This window comes from Paraburkholderia bryophila, assembly GCF_003269035.1.
Taxonomy (GTDB): domain Bacteria; phylum Pseudomonadota; class Gammaproteobacteria; order Burkholderiales; family Burkholderiaceae; genus Paraburkholderia; species Paraburkholderia bryophila.
Genome location: NZ_QLTK01000009.1, coordinates 47423 through 60876, shown reverse-complemented (window position 1 = coordinate 60876; position 13454 = coordinate 47423). Strand labels below are relative to the sequence as shown.

14 protein-coding genes, 1 tRNA gene and 1 pseudogene are annotated in these 13454 nt (G+C 62.5%); 9 read left to right on the top strand and 7 right to left on the bottom strand.

The window, feature by feature from the left end:
* The first annotated feature begins 31 nt into the window (after positions 1 to 31).
* The 6 genes from ispE (at position 32) to hisC (ending at position 4766) form a co-directional block, all read left to right on the top strand.
* Complete coding sequence (gene ispE / locus BX591_RS16110) at positions 32 to 913, top strand: 4-(cytidine 5'-diphospho)-2-C-methyl-D-erythritol kinase (RefSeq protein WP_111932400.1); 882 nt, start codon at positions 32 to 34, stop codon at positions 911 to 913.
* Between the two features lie 51 nt (positions 914 to 964).
* Positions 965 to 1041: transfer RNA gene (locus BX591_RS16105), tRNA-Gln, on the top strand.
* 45 nt (positions 1042 to 1086) lie between these two features.
* Positions 1087 to 2043, top strand: coding sequence for a ribose-phosphate pyrophosphokinase (locus tag BX591_RS16100; protein ID WP_035553584.1), 957 nt, complete (start codon positions 1087 to 1089; stop codon positions 2041 to 2043).
* 164 nt (positions 2044 to 2207) lie between these two features.
* Positions 2208 to 2828: a 50S ribosomal protein L25/general stress protein Ctc gene (locus BX591_RS16095; protein WP_111932399.1), complete on the top strand. Its 621-nt coding sequence runs from the start codon at positions 2208 to 2210 to the stop codon at positions 2826 to 2828.
* Between the two features lie 151 nt (positions 2829 to 2979).
* On the top strand, positions 2980 to 3582 hold the full coding sequence (pth, locus tag BX591_RS16090) for an aminoacyl-tRNA hydrolase (protein ID WP_111932398.1): 603 nt from the start codon (positions 2980 to 2982) through the stop codon (positions 3580 to 3582).
* A gap of 104 nt (positions 3583 to 3686) precedes the next feature.
* Positions 3687 to 4766: a histidinol-phosphate transaminase gene (gene hisC / locus BX591_RS16085; RefSeq protein WP_111932397.1), complete on the top strand. Its 1080-nt coding sequence runs from the start codon at positions 3687 to 3689 to the stop codon at positions 4764 to 4766.
* A gap of 107 nt (positions 4767 to 4873) precedes the next feature.
* On the opposite strand, the gene BX591_RS16080 is transcribed toward hisC, so the two are convergent.
* The 3 genes from BX591_RS16080 to rsmD form a co-directional block, all read right to left on the bottom strand.
* Positions 4874 to 5131 (bottom strand): YfhL family 4Fe-4S dicluster ferredoxin, encoded by a 258-nt coding sequence (locus BX591_RS16080; protein WP_035553594.1) that lies wholly within the window; start codon positions 5129 to 5131, stop codon positions 4874 to 4876.
* A gap of 63 nt (positions 5132 to 5194) precedes the next feature.
* Positions 5195 to 5710, bottom strand: coding sequence for a pantetheine-phosphate adenylyltransferase (gene coaD / locus BX591_RS16075; RefSeq protein ID WP_111932396.1), 516 nt, complete (start codon positions 5708 to 5710; stop codon positions 5195 to 5197).
* Between the two features lie 110 nt (positions 5711 to 5820).
* Positions 5821 to 6435, bottom strand: a complete 615-nt coding sequence (gene rsmD / locus BX591_RS16070; RefSeq protein WP_111932395.1) for a 16S rRNA (guanine(966)-N(2))-methyltransferase RsmD — start codon at positions 6433 to 6435, stop codon at positions 5821 to 5823.
* A gap of 241 nt (positions 6436 to 6676) precedes the next feature.
* On the opposite strand from rsmD, the gene ftsY reads away from it, so the two are divergent.
* Positions 6677 to 7870, top strand: a complete 1194-nt coding sequence (gene ftsY / locus BX591_RS16065) for a signal recognition particle-docking protein FtsY (protein WP_111932394.1) — start codon at positions 6677 to 6679, stop codon at positions 7868 to 7870.
* A gap of 107 nt (positions 7871 to 7977) precedes the next feature.
* Here ftsY and maiA read toward each other — a convergent pair whose 3' ends face one another.
* Positions 7978 to 8622 (bottom strand): maleylacetoacetate isomerase, encoded by a 645-nt coding sequence (gene maiA / locus BX591_RS16060; RefSeq protein WP_111932393.1) that lies wholly within the window; start codon positions 8620 to 8622, stop codon positions 7978 to 7980.
* A 25-nt stretch (positions 8623 to 8647) separates the two neighbouring features.
* The gene (locus BX591_RS16055) at positions 8648 to 9346 is read right to left on the bottom strand and encodes a fumarylacetoacetate hydrolase family protein (protein ID WP_111932392.1); all 699 of its coding nucleotides are present in this window, start codon (positions 9344 to 9346) and stop codon (positions 8648 to 8650) included.
* Between the two features lie 271 nt (positions 9347 to 9617).
* On the opposite strand from BX591_RS16055, the gene ybiB reads away from it, so the two are divergent.
* Positions 9618 to 10589 carry a DNA-binding protein YbiB gene (ybiB, locus tag BX591_RS16050; protein WP_111932391.1) on the top strand — a complete coding sequence of 324 codons (972 nt, stop codon included), beginning with the start codon at positions 9618 to 9620 and terminating at the stop codon, positions 10587 to 10589.
* A 516-nt stretch (positions 10590 to 11105) separates the two neighbouring features.
* Positions 11106 to 12086 (top strand): annotated as a pseudogene (locus tag BX591_RS16045) (2-isopropylmalate synthase); the annotation flags it as partial.
* Positions 12087 to 12363: 277 nt separating this feature from the next.
* On the opposite strand, the gene BX591_RS16040 reads toward BX591_RS16045, so the two are convergent.
* Positions 12364 to 12747 (bottom strand): nuclear transport factor 2 family protein, encoded by a 384-nt coding sequence (locus tag BX591_RS16040; protein ID WP_111932390.1) that lies wholly within the window; start codon positions 12745 to 12747, stop codon positions 12364 to 12366.
* Positions 12748 to 12790: 43 nt separating this feature from the next.
* Positions 12791 to 13354 (bottom strand): acyloxyacyl hydrolase, encoded by a 564-nt coding sequence (locus BX591_RS16035; protein ID WP_111932389.1) that lies wholly within the window; start codon positions 13352 to 13354, stop codon positions 12791 to 12793.
* Positions 13355 to 13454: the final 100 nt, after the last annotated feature.

The following is a 13454-nucleotide window of genomic DNA, read 5'->3' as shown; positions in this document are numbered from 1 at the left end:
CCGCCCTGGCGCACGTAGCCTCGAATGACTCATGATTGAAACCACCGATTCGCTACGCGATTGCCTCGCGCCCGCGAAACTCAACCTCTTCCTGCACATCACGGGCCGTCGGCCGGACGGCTATCACACGCTGCAAACGGTCTTCCAGTTGCTCGACTGGGGCGACACGCTGCACTTCAAGCGCCGCGACGACGGATTGATCACGCGCAGCACCGAGATCGCCGACGTACCGGCGGAACACGACCTCACGGTACGCGCCGCAACGCTGTTGAAGGCGCATACGGGCTCGCACGAAGGCGTCGACATCGAAATCGACAAGCGCCTGCCGATGGGCGCCGGCCTCGGCGGCGGCAGTTCCGACGCGGCGACTACGCTGCTTGCGCTGAACCGCCTGTGGAAGCTCGATCTACCCCGCCTGGAACTGCAGGAGCTGGCGCTGAAACTCGGCGCGGACGTACCTTTCTTTGTTTTTGGAAAAAATGCGTTCGCAGAGGGTGTCGGAGAAGCATTAGACGTTGTACAATTGCCGCCGCGCCATTTCCTAGTAGTGACGCCGAGAGTTCAGGTTCCCACTGCAGCGATTTTTTCCGAAAAAGCGTTGACAAGAGATTCGAAACCTCTCATAATTACGGACTTTCCTGCAGAACTTAGCTGCAACACTGAATGGCCGGAAAGTTTTGGCCGGAATGACATGCAGCAGGTTGTCGTAGGGAAGTACGCGGAAGTAGCGCAAGTGTTGCGATGGTTTGAAAACGTCGCGCCAGCGCGGATGTCTGGATCAGGTGCAAGTGTCTTTGCAGCGTTCCGTAGTAAAGTTGAGGCAGAGGCTGCGCAAGCCAATCTGCCCGGCGAATGGAACAGTGCAGTGGCCGCCAGTCTAGAGCAACATCCACTCTTTACTTTCGCGTCATAGTTTTGCGTCGTCGAACGAAACTCCACGTTCGGCGGGGCTCAAAGTTAGTGTAGGGGAGTCGCCAAGTTGGTTAAGGCACCGGATTTTGATTCCGGCATTCGAAGGTTCGACTCCTTCCTCCCCTGCCAAAAATTCTCGCATTTCCCTCGCCCCCAGCCTGAAGTAGGTGCACGATGAGCAGCCATGACGGCCTGATGGTTTTTACTGGCAACGCAAATCCCGCGCTTGCACAGGAAGTCGTCAAAATCCTCGGTATTCCCCTCGGCAAAGCAATGGTTAGCCGTTTCTCGGACGGTGAAATCCAGGTCGAGATTCAGGAAAACGTGCGTGGCAAGGATGTCTTCGTCCTGCAGTCCACATGCGCACCAGCGAACGACAACCTGATGGAACTGATGATCATGGTCGATGCGCTCAAACGCGCATCCGCAGGCCGGATCACCGCAGCCATCCCCTACTTCGGTTATGCCCGTCAAGATCGTCGCCCGCGTTCCGCGCGCGTCGCCATTTCGGCGAAGATCGTGGCGAACATGCTGGAAATCGCCGGCGTCGAGCGGATCATCACGATGGATCTGCACGCTGACCAGATTCAAGGTTTCTTCGACATCCCCGTCGACAATATCTACGCTACGCCCGTGCTGCTCGGCGATCTGCGCAAGCAGAACTACGAGAACCTGCTGGTCGTTTCGCCGGACGTCGGCGGCGTGGTGCGTGCCCGGGCTTTGGCGAAGCAACTGAATTGCGATCTTGCCATCATCGACAAACGTCGCCCGAAGGCGAACATTGCCGAAGTGATGAACATCATCGGTGAAGTCGAAGGCCGTACCTGCGTGATCATGGACGACATGGTCGACACCGCCGGTACGCTCTGCAAGGCAGCTCAGGTTTTGAAAGAACGCGGTGCGAAGCAGGTGTTCGCTTACGCTACCCACCCGGTTCTGTCGGGCGGTGCAGGCGAGCGTATCGCGGCTTCCGCACTCGACGAACTGGTTGTCACGGACACGATCCCGCTCGGCGAAGAAGCCCGCTCGTGCGCAAAGATCCGTTCGCTGACCAGCGCCGGTTTGCTGGCCGAAACGTTCTCGCGGATTCGCCGCGGCGACTCGGTCATGTCACTGTTCGCTGAAAGTTAAGTATTTGCGAAGGCGCCGCGCGCCGCTTCCGGCGGTCTGCGGCGCTTTTGCACAATCGGCATGAACGAACGAAGGTTTGTGCCGCCGCTCTGGGGCCTCAGCCATATTGGCTTGGAGGCCCCGTTTTTACTGCCTGGTCGCGGGCAGTGCATTGGAGATTCAACATGAAAGTAGTCGCTTTCGAGCGTTCTTTGCAAGGTACGGGTGCGAGCCGCCGCCTGCGTGTCGCGGGTAAGACCCCGGGTATCGTATATGGCGCTAGTGCTGAAACGCAATTGGTCGAACTGGACCACAACGCGCTGTGGCACGCGCTGAAGAAAGAAGTTTTCCACTCGTCGATCCTCGAATTGGAAGTGGCCGGCAAGTCGCAACAGGTTCTGCTGCGCGACGTGCAATACCACCCGTTCCGTCAGCTCGTGCTGCACGTGGACTTCCAACGTGTCGACGCGAAGAAGAAGCTGCACACCAAGGTGCCGCTGCACTTCATGAACCAGGAATCGAACCCGGCAGTCAAGCTGTCGAGCGCGGTGATCTCGCACGTCATCAATGAACTGGAAATCGAGTGCCTGCCGTCGGCACTGCCGGAATTCCTCGAAGTTGATCTGGCAACGATCGAAGCAGGTCACTCGGTTCACGCTAAAGACATCAAGCTGCCGGCAGGTGTGTCGCTGGTTGCTCACGTCGAAGCAGAAAACCCGGTGGTCGCTGCTGCAACGATCCCGGCTGGCGCAATCGCTGAAGGCGACGCTGCCGCTGCTGCTGAAGGCGAAACGCCGGCTGCTTAAGGGCACCTCAGGCAAAGAACAAGTAATCCTCCCGATCCGTTTCAATGAGACGGTCGACGTGACCCGCCGAGGTTCGCCCCGGCGGGTTTTTTTTCGCTTTTTTTTCGGCGCGGCGGCATTCCGCTTCCGGGCCAGACGGACCAACGCAATCATGATCAAGCTGATCGTCGGGCTCGGCAATCCGGGCGCCGAATACACCGCGACGCGCCACAACGCCGGCTTCTGGCTGGTCGATCAATTGGCGCGCGAAGCAGGGACGACGCTGCGCGACGAGCGGCGCTTCCACGGTTTCTACGCAAAGGCGCGGTTGCACGGCGAGGAAGTGCATCTGCTGGAACCGCAGACTTATATGAACCGCTCGGGTCAATCGGTGGTGGCGGTGGCGCAGTTCTTCAAAATTCTTCCCGACGAGATTCTGGTCGCGCACGACGAGCTCGACATGCCACCCGGCAGCGTCAAGCTGAAACTGGGCGGCGGCAGCGGCGGCCATAACGGTCTGAAGGACATCTCCGCGCATTTGTCGTCGCAGCAATATTGGCGGCTGAGGATCGGCATCGGGCATCCGCGTGACCTGATTCCCGAAAGCGCGCGGGCCGGCGCCAAGCCGGATGTCGCCAATTACGTGCTGAAGCCGCCGCGGCGTGAAGAGCAGGACGTGATCGATGCGTCGGTCGAACGCGCTCTCGCTGTCATGCCCCAGATCATCAAAGGTGAACTGGAACGGGCAATGACACAACTGCATCGCAATCCGTGACCGATCGCTGACCTGACCTGACTTGATGCGACCAGATATGGGCCGACTCGTCTCGTCCCGCTCGCATCGGGTTTCACGCTACATCGCCTCGATAGGAGAATCGCTTGAGCCGCTACTGGAGTGACGTCGTTCATCGCCTGACGCCGTATGTGCCTGGCGAACAGCCTGCCGCCGCGCATCCGGTGAAGCTGAATACCAACGAGAATCCCTATCCGCCGTCGCCGCGCGTGGTCGAGGCGATCCGCCGGGAGTTGGGCGACGCCGGCGAGTCTTTGCGGCGTTATCCGGATCCGACGGCGCTCAAATTGCGCGAAACCGTGGCCGCGCATCATGGCATCCGCGCCGAGCAGATTTTCGTGGGCAACGGCTCGGACGAAGTGCTCGCGCTCACCTTTCAGGCGCTGCTCAAGCACGACAAGCCCTTGCTGTTCCCGGATATCACCTACAGCTTTTATCCGACCTACGCGCGGCTGTTCGAGGTGGACTACACAACCATTGCGCTCGACGACAGCTTCGCCATTCACGTCGACGATTACGCGACGCCGAACGGCGGTGTCCTGCTTCCGAATCCGAATGCGCCGACGGGCCGTCCGCTGCCGCTTGCCGATATCGAGCGCCTGGTCGCGCGAAACACCGATTCCGTCGTGGTGATCGACGAGGCCTACGTGGATTTCGGCGCTGAGTCGGCCATCGCGCTACTCGACCGTTATTCCAATCTGCTGGTCGTTCAGACCGTGTCGAAGTCGCGCTCGCTTGCCGGTATGCGCGTCGGCTTTGCATTCGGCCATCCCGCGCTGATCGACGCGCTTAACCGCGTGAAGGACAGCTTCAACTCTTATCCGCTCGACCGGCTGGCCCAGGCCGCCGCTACCGCGGCCTACGAAGACGACGCGTGGTTTCGCGACAGTTGCGCCAAGGTGATCGCGAGCCGCGAGCGGCTGGCCGGGGGACTGACCGCGCTGGGCTTCGAGGTGGTGCCGTCGGCGGCGAATCTGCTGTTCGCGCGCCATGAGGGTTACGACGCCGCCACGCTCGCGTTGCGACTCAGGGAAAGGGACATTTTCGTGCGCCATTTCAAGGCGCCGCGAATCGATCAGCATCTGCGGATCTCGGTGGGTACCGACGCCGAATGCGACATTCTGCTGGCCGCGCTGCGCGATATTTTCGGGGCTTACATCGGGTAAGCGACCGACAAGGCTCTGCGCGGTGGCAAAAGCGCAACCCCAAAAGCAAACGGCGAGGCCCAAGCCTCGCCGTTCATCCATTCGCGCCTTGAGTTAATTCAAAGCGATCACGCCTCTTTCGCCGCCACCAGCGCGTGGTACTTCGCCATCAACCCATCGGGCGTTTCGAGATGCTCGGGATCGCGCGGAATGCACTCCACCGGACACACCTGAATACACTGCGGCTCGTCGAAATGGCCGACGCACTCGGTGCATTTCTTCGGGTCGATCACATAGATTTCCGGGCCCATCGAAATCGCGTCATTCGGGCACTCGGGCTCGCACACGTCGCAATTGATGCACTCGTCGGTAATCATCAAGGCCATACTTCTCTCACTTCGCGCCGGCCGCAGCCGGCTTTGATCCGTCAAACCGACAGTTTACGCCGGTTACGGTTGTCCCGCCGACGCCTCGCCGCTGGTATCCAGCGCGGCGACCTTCTCTTTCAGCCATTTTTCGACCGACGGGAACACAAATTTGCTGACATCGCCGCCCAATTGCGCGATTTCACGCACGATGGTGCCGGAGATGAACTGATACTGATCGGACGGCGTCATGAACATGGTTTCGACGTCGGGCAGCAGATAGCGGTTCATGCCGGCCATCTGAAACTCGTATTCGAAGTCCGACACGGCGCGCAGGCCACGCACGATCACCCGGGCGTTGTTGCTGCGCACGAAGTCCTTCAGCAGGCCCTTGAAGCTCATCACCTGAACGTTCGGGTAGTGCCCGAGCACTTCATGAGCGATGTCGAGGCGCTCCTTCAGCGTGAAGAACGGCTTCTTGTTACGGCTGTCGGCAACGCCCACCACCAGCGTGTCGAAAATGCTCGACGCACGCCGCACGAGGTCTTCGTGACCGCGCGTCAGCGGGTCGAATGTGCCCGGGTACACGGCGACTACCATGAGACTTCTCCTCTCTAGACAATGGGGCACGTCAAAGCGTCCACTCGACGCATTTGGCACCGACCGCGCGCGTAACGGCAAGCCGCCCGGCGCTTGTTATGGAACGCGCATTATTCCTTATTTTCGCGCTGCAGCAAATGAAAGTGGACAGCGCCCGCTTTCCCTTGCCGCACGATTTCCCAGCCGGCCAGCGTCTCGTTGCCCTCGGGTTCCAGCGCCTCGCCCGCTTCCACGTAGAGAAAACCTTCGGCGCTGACCAACGGCACGGCCAGCGCGAGCGCCTTGTCGAGCAAGCCGGCGTCGAAAGGCGGATCGAGAAACACCACCTCGAACGAGCCGGGCGCCAGGCTTGCAGCAAGCCGCAGGCCGTCCGCTTCGGCGATTTCGATCGTGCGGGCCGCGAGGCGCGCCTGGTTCGCGCGCAACTGGGCGGCGGCGCGCGCATTGCGCTCCACCATCAGGACCCGCGCGGCGCCGCGCGACGCCGCCTCGAAGCCCAACGCGCCGCTGCCGGCAAACAGATCGAGGCAGCGCCGGCCTTCCAGGTCCTGGCCAAGCCAGTTGAAGAGCGTTTCGCGCACGCGGTCAGGCGTGGGGCGCAGGCCGTCGAGGTCGAGCACGGGCAAAGGTGTGCGCTTCCAGTCGCCGCCAATGATACGGATGGCGTGCGGTTTGCCGCCTTTGGACGAAGCGCCGTGAGCGCGTGAAGATGAAGAACGGGGCATGCAGTTTCGATGACTTGATATAGGCGCCCGCCACGCCGATGCGTGAGGGCCGGAGCGCCAACGTTACCACAGGGGCGCGCCGCGTCCAGCCTGGCCGTTCGGCCGATACGACGGGCGGCGGCGCGCCTGATAAAATGTGCGGCTTCCAGCGCCTTGCATCCCGCATCGCAACGCTGCCTGCCGCTCCCACCGGCCTTGTGCCGGCTGCGCGCATCGGCGCGCGCTCTCACCACGCCAGATCATGTTCAGCTTTTTCAAACGATTCAAGGGTTCGAAAGAGTCCGATAACGCGTCGGACGAGTCGCAAACCACGCCGGAAAACCTGGCGCCCGAACGCGCTGTAGAGACGCCGGCCGCGCCTGTCGCGCCGTCGGCGCCGCGTCCGGCGGTGGCTCCGGCCGCTCCTGCCCCAGCTCCCGTGGCCGCCCCAATCGAGCCGGAGCCCGAAGAAGCCACGTTCTCAGAAGAATACGAAGCTGCGGAAACGCCGGAAACCGTCGAAATCGTCCCGCCTCCCACGCAGGATGCCAGCGCCAAGCGTTCGTGGCTGACACGCCTGAAAACCGGCCTGTCGAAAACGAGTTCCAGCCTGACCGGCATTTTTGTCAACGCGAAGATCGACGACGACCTCTACGAGGAACTCGAAACCGCACTGCTGATGTCCGACGCGGGCGTCGGCGCCACCGAGTTCCTGCTCGAATCGCTGCGCGAAAAGGTGCGTGCCGAGCGCCTCACCGATCCGCAACAGGTGAAGGCGGCGCTGCGCACACTGCTGATCGACCTGCTCAAGCCGCTCGAAAAATCGCTGATGCTCGGCCGCGCGCAGCCGCTCGTCATGATGATCGCCGGCGTGAACGGCGCGGGCAAAACCACCAGTATCGGCAAGCTCGCCAAGCATCTGCAGAGTTTCGACCAGTCGGTACTGCTGGCCGCCGGCGACACGTTCCGCGCCGCCGCACGCGAGCAGTTGGCGATCTGGGGTCAGCGCAACAACGTCACGGTCGTGTCGCAGGAAAGCGGCGACCCGGCGGCGGTGATCTTCGACGCGGTCGGCGCCGCGCGAGCGCGCAAGATCGACGTGATGATGGCGGACACGGCCGGCCGGTTGCCCACCCAGTTGCATCTGATGGAAGAGCTGCGCAAGGTGAAGCGCGTAATCGGCAAGGCGCTAGACGGCGCGCCGCACGAAGTGCTGCTGGTGATCGACGCGAACACCGGCCAGAACGCGCTCGCGCAAGTGAAAGCCTTCGACGACGCGCTGGGCCTCACCGGCCTGATCGTCACCAAGCTCGATGGCACGGCGAAGGGTGGCATTCTTGCCGCGATCGCACGGCAGCGGCCGATCCCGGTGTATTTCATCGGCGTCGGCGAGAAGGTCGAGGATTTGCAACCGTTCAGCGCGGAAGAGTTTTCGGACGCGCTGCTGGGCGGTTGAACGGCGCGAGAACTCTGTTCGCGCAGCAAAGGCGACATCGGCAACAGAATCAACAACAAGCAAAAGGGCACTCCGCGGAGTGCCCTTTTCACCTTCAACCCCTCACCTCACTCAGCGTCCGGCTGCACGCCAGGCGCCGCGCGAGCAAACGCGTCGAGTTGCATCGCGTGATCGTAGATGCGCTGAATCGTCGGAAACTTCGCCGTGTCGACCTTGAAGCGCTGCGCATTGAACACTTGCGGAATCAGACAGGCGTCCGCCAAGGTCGGCGTGTCGCCGAAACACAGCTTGCCGGTGCGCGGGTTGCCGGCCAGATGGGTTTCCAGTGTCGCGAAGCCCGCCTCGACCCAATGCTTGTACCACGCGTCTTTCGCATCTTCCTCCACGCACAGCGTGTGCTTCAGGTACTTCAGCACGCGCAGGTTGTTCAGCGGATGAATCTCGCACGCCACCTGCAACGCCACCGAGCGCACATACGCGCGCTCGGCCGGCGTCCCCGGCAACAGCGGCGGCTGCGGATGCGTTTCCTCCAGATACTCGATGATCGCGAGCGACTGCGGCATCACCTCGTTGCCGTCGACGAAGGTCGGCACGATGCCGTCCAGGTTCACCTTGCGATACTCCGGCTTCAACTGCTCGCCGCCGTCGCGCACCAGGTGCACCGGCACATAGTCGTACGGCAGGTTCTTGACGTTCAATGCAATGCGCACGCGGTACGACGCCGAACTACGGAAGTAGCTGTAAAGCTTCATCTTGTCTGTCTCCTCCGGCCCGCCCTCAGACCACGCGCACGCTGAACTCGCCGAGTCCGTCCACGCCGCCCTTCATCAGGTCGCCCTGCACCACCGCGCCGACACCTTCCGGCGTGCCGGTGAAAATCAGATCGCCGGTTTGCAGTTCGAACAGCGTCGACAGATACGCAATCGTCTCGGCCACCGACCAGATCAGTTGCGACACGTCCGAGCTTTGCTTTTCCTCGCCGTTCACCGACAACCAGATCGCGCCCCTGGCGACGTGACCCACCGTCGTCACCGGGTGAATCGGGCCCAACGGCGCCGAATGGTCGAAGCCCTTCGCGGTATCCCACGGACGGCCCAGCTTCTTCGCCTCGGCCTGCAGATCGCGGCGCGTCATGTCGAGACCGAGCGCATAGCCGTAGACGTGATCGAGCGCGCTCTCAGCCGGAATGTTCTTGCCGCCCTGGCCGATCGCCGCCACCAGCTCCATTTCGAAGTGAACGTTTTTCGACAGCGACGGGTACGGGAACTCGCCGGTCGTGCCGGGCGCGACGTACAGCACGGCATCGGCCGGCTTGCTGAAGAAGAACGGCGGTTCGCGGTCGGGATCATGTCCCATCTCGCGCGCGTGCGCCTCGTAATTGCGGCCCACACAGTAGATGCGACGCACCGCGAATTGCTCGCTGGATCCCACGACCGGCACCGCGACTTGCGGTGCGGGTGCAAATACGTAACTCATCCCGTTCTCCGTTGCTTGATGTGTACCACTGCGGTGTACCACTGCGGTGCAGCACTGTGGTGGGACGCCGCGGCGGCGCTAAAGCATCGAGTGTAACGCGCGGAAAAGCGCCACGCGCGGCAGTCGGGCAGTCGGGCAAGCGCGCGCGGCGGCGGCGAATCCGGCGCGCGGCCTCGCCGAAGCGTCATAGATGCGATACTCACACTGAACAATCCTTTGAATACCGTGGCAGACCGCTCCAGGCGGCACGCCACCTCGTCTCCCGCGCCCGATGACCGACTCCGCCGACACCGTGACCCCCTTCCCTTGCGCCCGTTTCATCAAGGAAATCGGCCGCGGCCCGAACGGCGCCCGCGCGCTGACCGCCGACGACACACGCTCGCTCTACAGCGCCATGCTCGACGGCCGCGTGGCCGAGCTCGAACTCGGCGCGGTGCTGCTCGCCTACCGCGTAAAAGGCGAGACCGCCGATGAGCTCGCCGCGATGCTGGCCGGCGCGCATGCGTCGTTCGAGCCGATTCATCTGCCGCACGGCGAGTTCCGGCCGGTGTCGATCCCCAGCTACAACGGCGCGCGCAAGCAACCCAACCTGGTGCCGTTGCTCGCGCTGCTGTTGGCGCGCGAAGGCGTGCCGGTGCTAGTGCATGGCGTCACCGAAGATCCGGGCCGCGTGACCAGCGCGGAAATCTTCACGCATCTGCAGATTCCTCACGCACACGCGCACGCCGATATCGAAGACGGTCTCGCCGAGCGGCGTATCGCGTTCGCACCGATCGACGTGCTCGCCCAGAAACTCGCGCGCCTGCTCGCGTTGCGGCGGCGCATGGGGGTACGCAATTCGACCCATACACTGGTGAAAATCCTGCAGCCGTTTGCACCGGCTGGGCTGCGCCTCGTCAATTACACGCATCCGCCGTACCGGGACAGTCTCACGCAACTGTTCAACACGCATCCCGATGCGGCCGAGGGCGGCGCGCTGCTGGCGCGCGGCACCGAAGGCGAAGCGGTGGCCGACACGCGCCGTCAGGTGCAGGTGGACTGGTTGCACGACGGCGTCTGCGAAACGCGCGTGCCGCACGAGCGCTCGTCGCCGGATGCGCCCGAGGTCGACTTGCCCGAGGCCAGGGACGCGCCGACTACCGCCGCATGGATCGCCGCCGTATTACGCGGCGAAGCGCCCGTGCCGAGCGCCATCGAGCGGCAGGTCGAGTTGATCGTCGACGTCGCGAGAATGCCGGTTTGATCTGCGCTGCGCTCAGCCGCCCGGCGTGGAAAACAGCGTTCGCTTCAGGAAACGCAAGCGCCGCGAGTTGACACACCGCCGCACGCTGTCTTAAATTAGCCCTCATGCGTTTCCTTCCGAACACCCTCCGAATTAGCTTCGGCCGCCTGGCGCGGCCCCTATCGCTACGTCTAGCGTAAGTCAGACGTAGCGCTGCGCATTGGCCACCCACGGGGGTTGCGCCAGAGCACAGTCCTCCCGGCAGTTCCAGCAGTTCCCGCGTCACCCCAAACCGTAGTTCTTCACAACCTGTAGTCGTTTGCATTCGTCCGCTTACCGTTCGGACGAAGCGCGAGGGTCATATGCACGTTGCATGGGCATCATCCACGTCCGTTTTCGTCGTCGCCATGACGCTGTTCGTTCGCGCCCGTTCGTTGGTGCCGCTAGCCATCGGCTGGCGGACCGTGCACCCGTGGCCGTCCGCCAACCGCTCGACGCCACACCCTTTCGCACACGACACCACGAACGAGGCCCGACATGTTGCGCAATCCCGCTGAAAAATACCGTCCCTTCCCCACCGTGCGGCTGACCGGCCGCAAATGGCCGAGTCGCACGATCGACCAGGCGCCCGTCTGGATGAGCACCGATCTGCGTGACGGCAACCAGGCGCTGATCGAACCGATGAACGCCACGCAGAAGCTCGAATTCTTCGAGATGCTGGTGGCGATCGGCTTCAAGGAGATCGAGGTGGGCTTTCCGTCGGCCTCGCAAACCGACTTCGACTTCGTGCGCAAGCTGATCGAAGAAAAGCGCATTCCCGACGACGTGACCATCGAAGCGTTCGTGCCGTCGCGCGCCGAATTGATCGCGCGGACTTTCGACGCGCTCGCGGGCGCGCCACGCGCCATCGTCCATTTGTACAACGCGATCTGTCCGTCGTTCCGGCGTATCGTCTTCAACCAGTCGAAGGCCGAGATCAAGGCGCTGGCCGTGGAAGGCACACGGGTCATCAAGGCACACGCGCAGGCGCGGCCGCAGACGCAGTGGACCTTCCAGTACTCGCCCGAGACCTTCAACACGGCGGAGCTGCCGTTCTCGCGCGAGGTTTGCGACGCGGTCGCGCAAACGTGGCGGCCCACGCGCGATCGCAAGATGATCGTCAACCTGCCTGCGAGCGTCGAAGCGGCGACGCCGAACGTCTTCGCCGATCAGATCGAATGGATGCACCGCAATCTCGGCTATCGCGACAGCATCGTGCTGTCGGTGCATCCGCATAACGATCGCGGTACGGCCGTGGCCGCGGCGGAACTCGCGCTGATGGCGGGCGCGGACCGCGTCGAAGGATGTCTGTTCGGCAACGGCGAGCGCACCGGCAATCTGGATCTCGTCACGCTCGCGATGAACCTCGACGCGCAGGGCGTGGACTCAGGTCTGGATTTCTCGGATATCGATGCGGTGCGGCGTGTCGTGGAGCGCTGCAACCAGCTTCCGGTGCATCAGCGGCATCCGTATGCGGGCGTTGCGGCGCGGCAGACGAAGGTACGGCGAGGCGATGGCGTCACTGGCGAGGAAGCGATAACCACAGAAGAAACGACGACTCATAAGTCTGGCGGCGTCATGAAGCAAAGCGCCGCAAGCCGGCAACCCATTGCCGCGTGAGATTCACACGCAAGTCGAGACAAGGTGAGGCGAAACGCTGAAACCCACGCACTCTCGCCGCTTAATGTCATGGGTCATGGGCCATGCGCTCACAAGGCGCAGCGGCCCTGAAAAGGAAAACGTGAGCCCACGAGGCTCACTCGATCGCACAACGGGTCGCCTGCCACGCGATCAGCCGCCATTGCCCGTCTTCCTGCGTATGAATCGCCGTGTAGGCGATCGGAAACAGCAACGCGCCGTTATTCGCTTCCATCTCGATCAGCGCGCGGCCGGTCACGACGCAGGTTTCGCGGCCGACCGGCAGCACGTCTTGGGACTGCACCTCGATCTGCCGGTAACGCCGCCGCCCGGCGGTGATGCCGTCGATGAACTGCCGCTTCGTTTCCCGCTTGCCGTTCGTATGGACATAGCTGACGTTATCCGCGAGCAGCGCGTCGAGCGAAGGCCCGTCGCCGTCGACCATCGCACGAAAGCGCTCTCGCTCGAGCCCGCGAATCGCTTCGATCATCTTTGCCACCATCGCTCAGCCCCTCGCACCGGTAAGCCGAACGAGGCCACGGTCGTCAGAAGTTATATTGCAGATATAGCTGGTGGAAATTTATACCAGGATTCGGCTCTTTGATACCACCGTTGGAAACATGCTGGAAACGGTAGCCCGCCTGATACTGCTGGTGGCTGCCGAACTGCAGCCCCACGCCCGCCATGTCGGCGAACTGGAACGCGGTGCCGAGCGTGAACTTGTCGGACAGCCGCGGACTCGACAGCAGCCGGATGCCCGCGCCCAGTTCGGCGTACGGACGCAGCGACCCGCTTCCCTTGATGAAACGGATGATCGGCGTCACACCAACTTCACCGATGTTGTCGTGCACATTACCTTCGTTGGTATGCCACCAGGCGAGGTGCGCTTCACCGATCAGCGAGAAATGCCAGTCGCCGATCTGCCACCAGGTCAGATTCGGATCCCAGACGAAGCCGAGATCGAGTTTCTTGACGTGCCGGTCGCCGAGACCGCCGGCGATCTGCACGCCGAACTGGTCGGCCGAGGCCGCCGCCGAGGCGCCGATCAACAGGGCCGCACACGCGGCTTTTAGCGCCAGACCACGCAACCCATCGTTTTTATTGTTCATCTAACACCCGATCTCGCCGAACGTTAAAGGATCTGTAACAGTCCCCTTATTCTAAAGACAAAGTCGGATCGATGGATCGTATGAAGAAACCTAAGTTTTC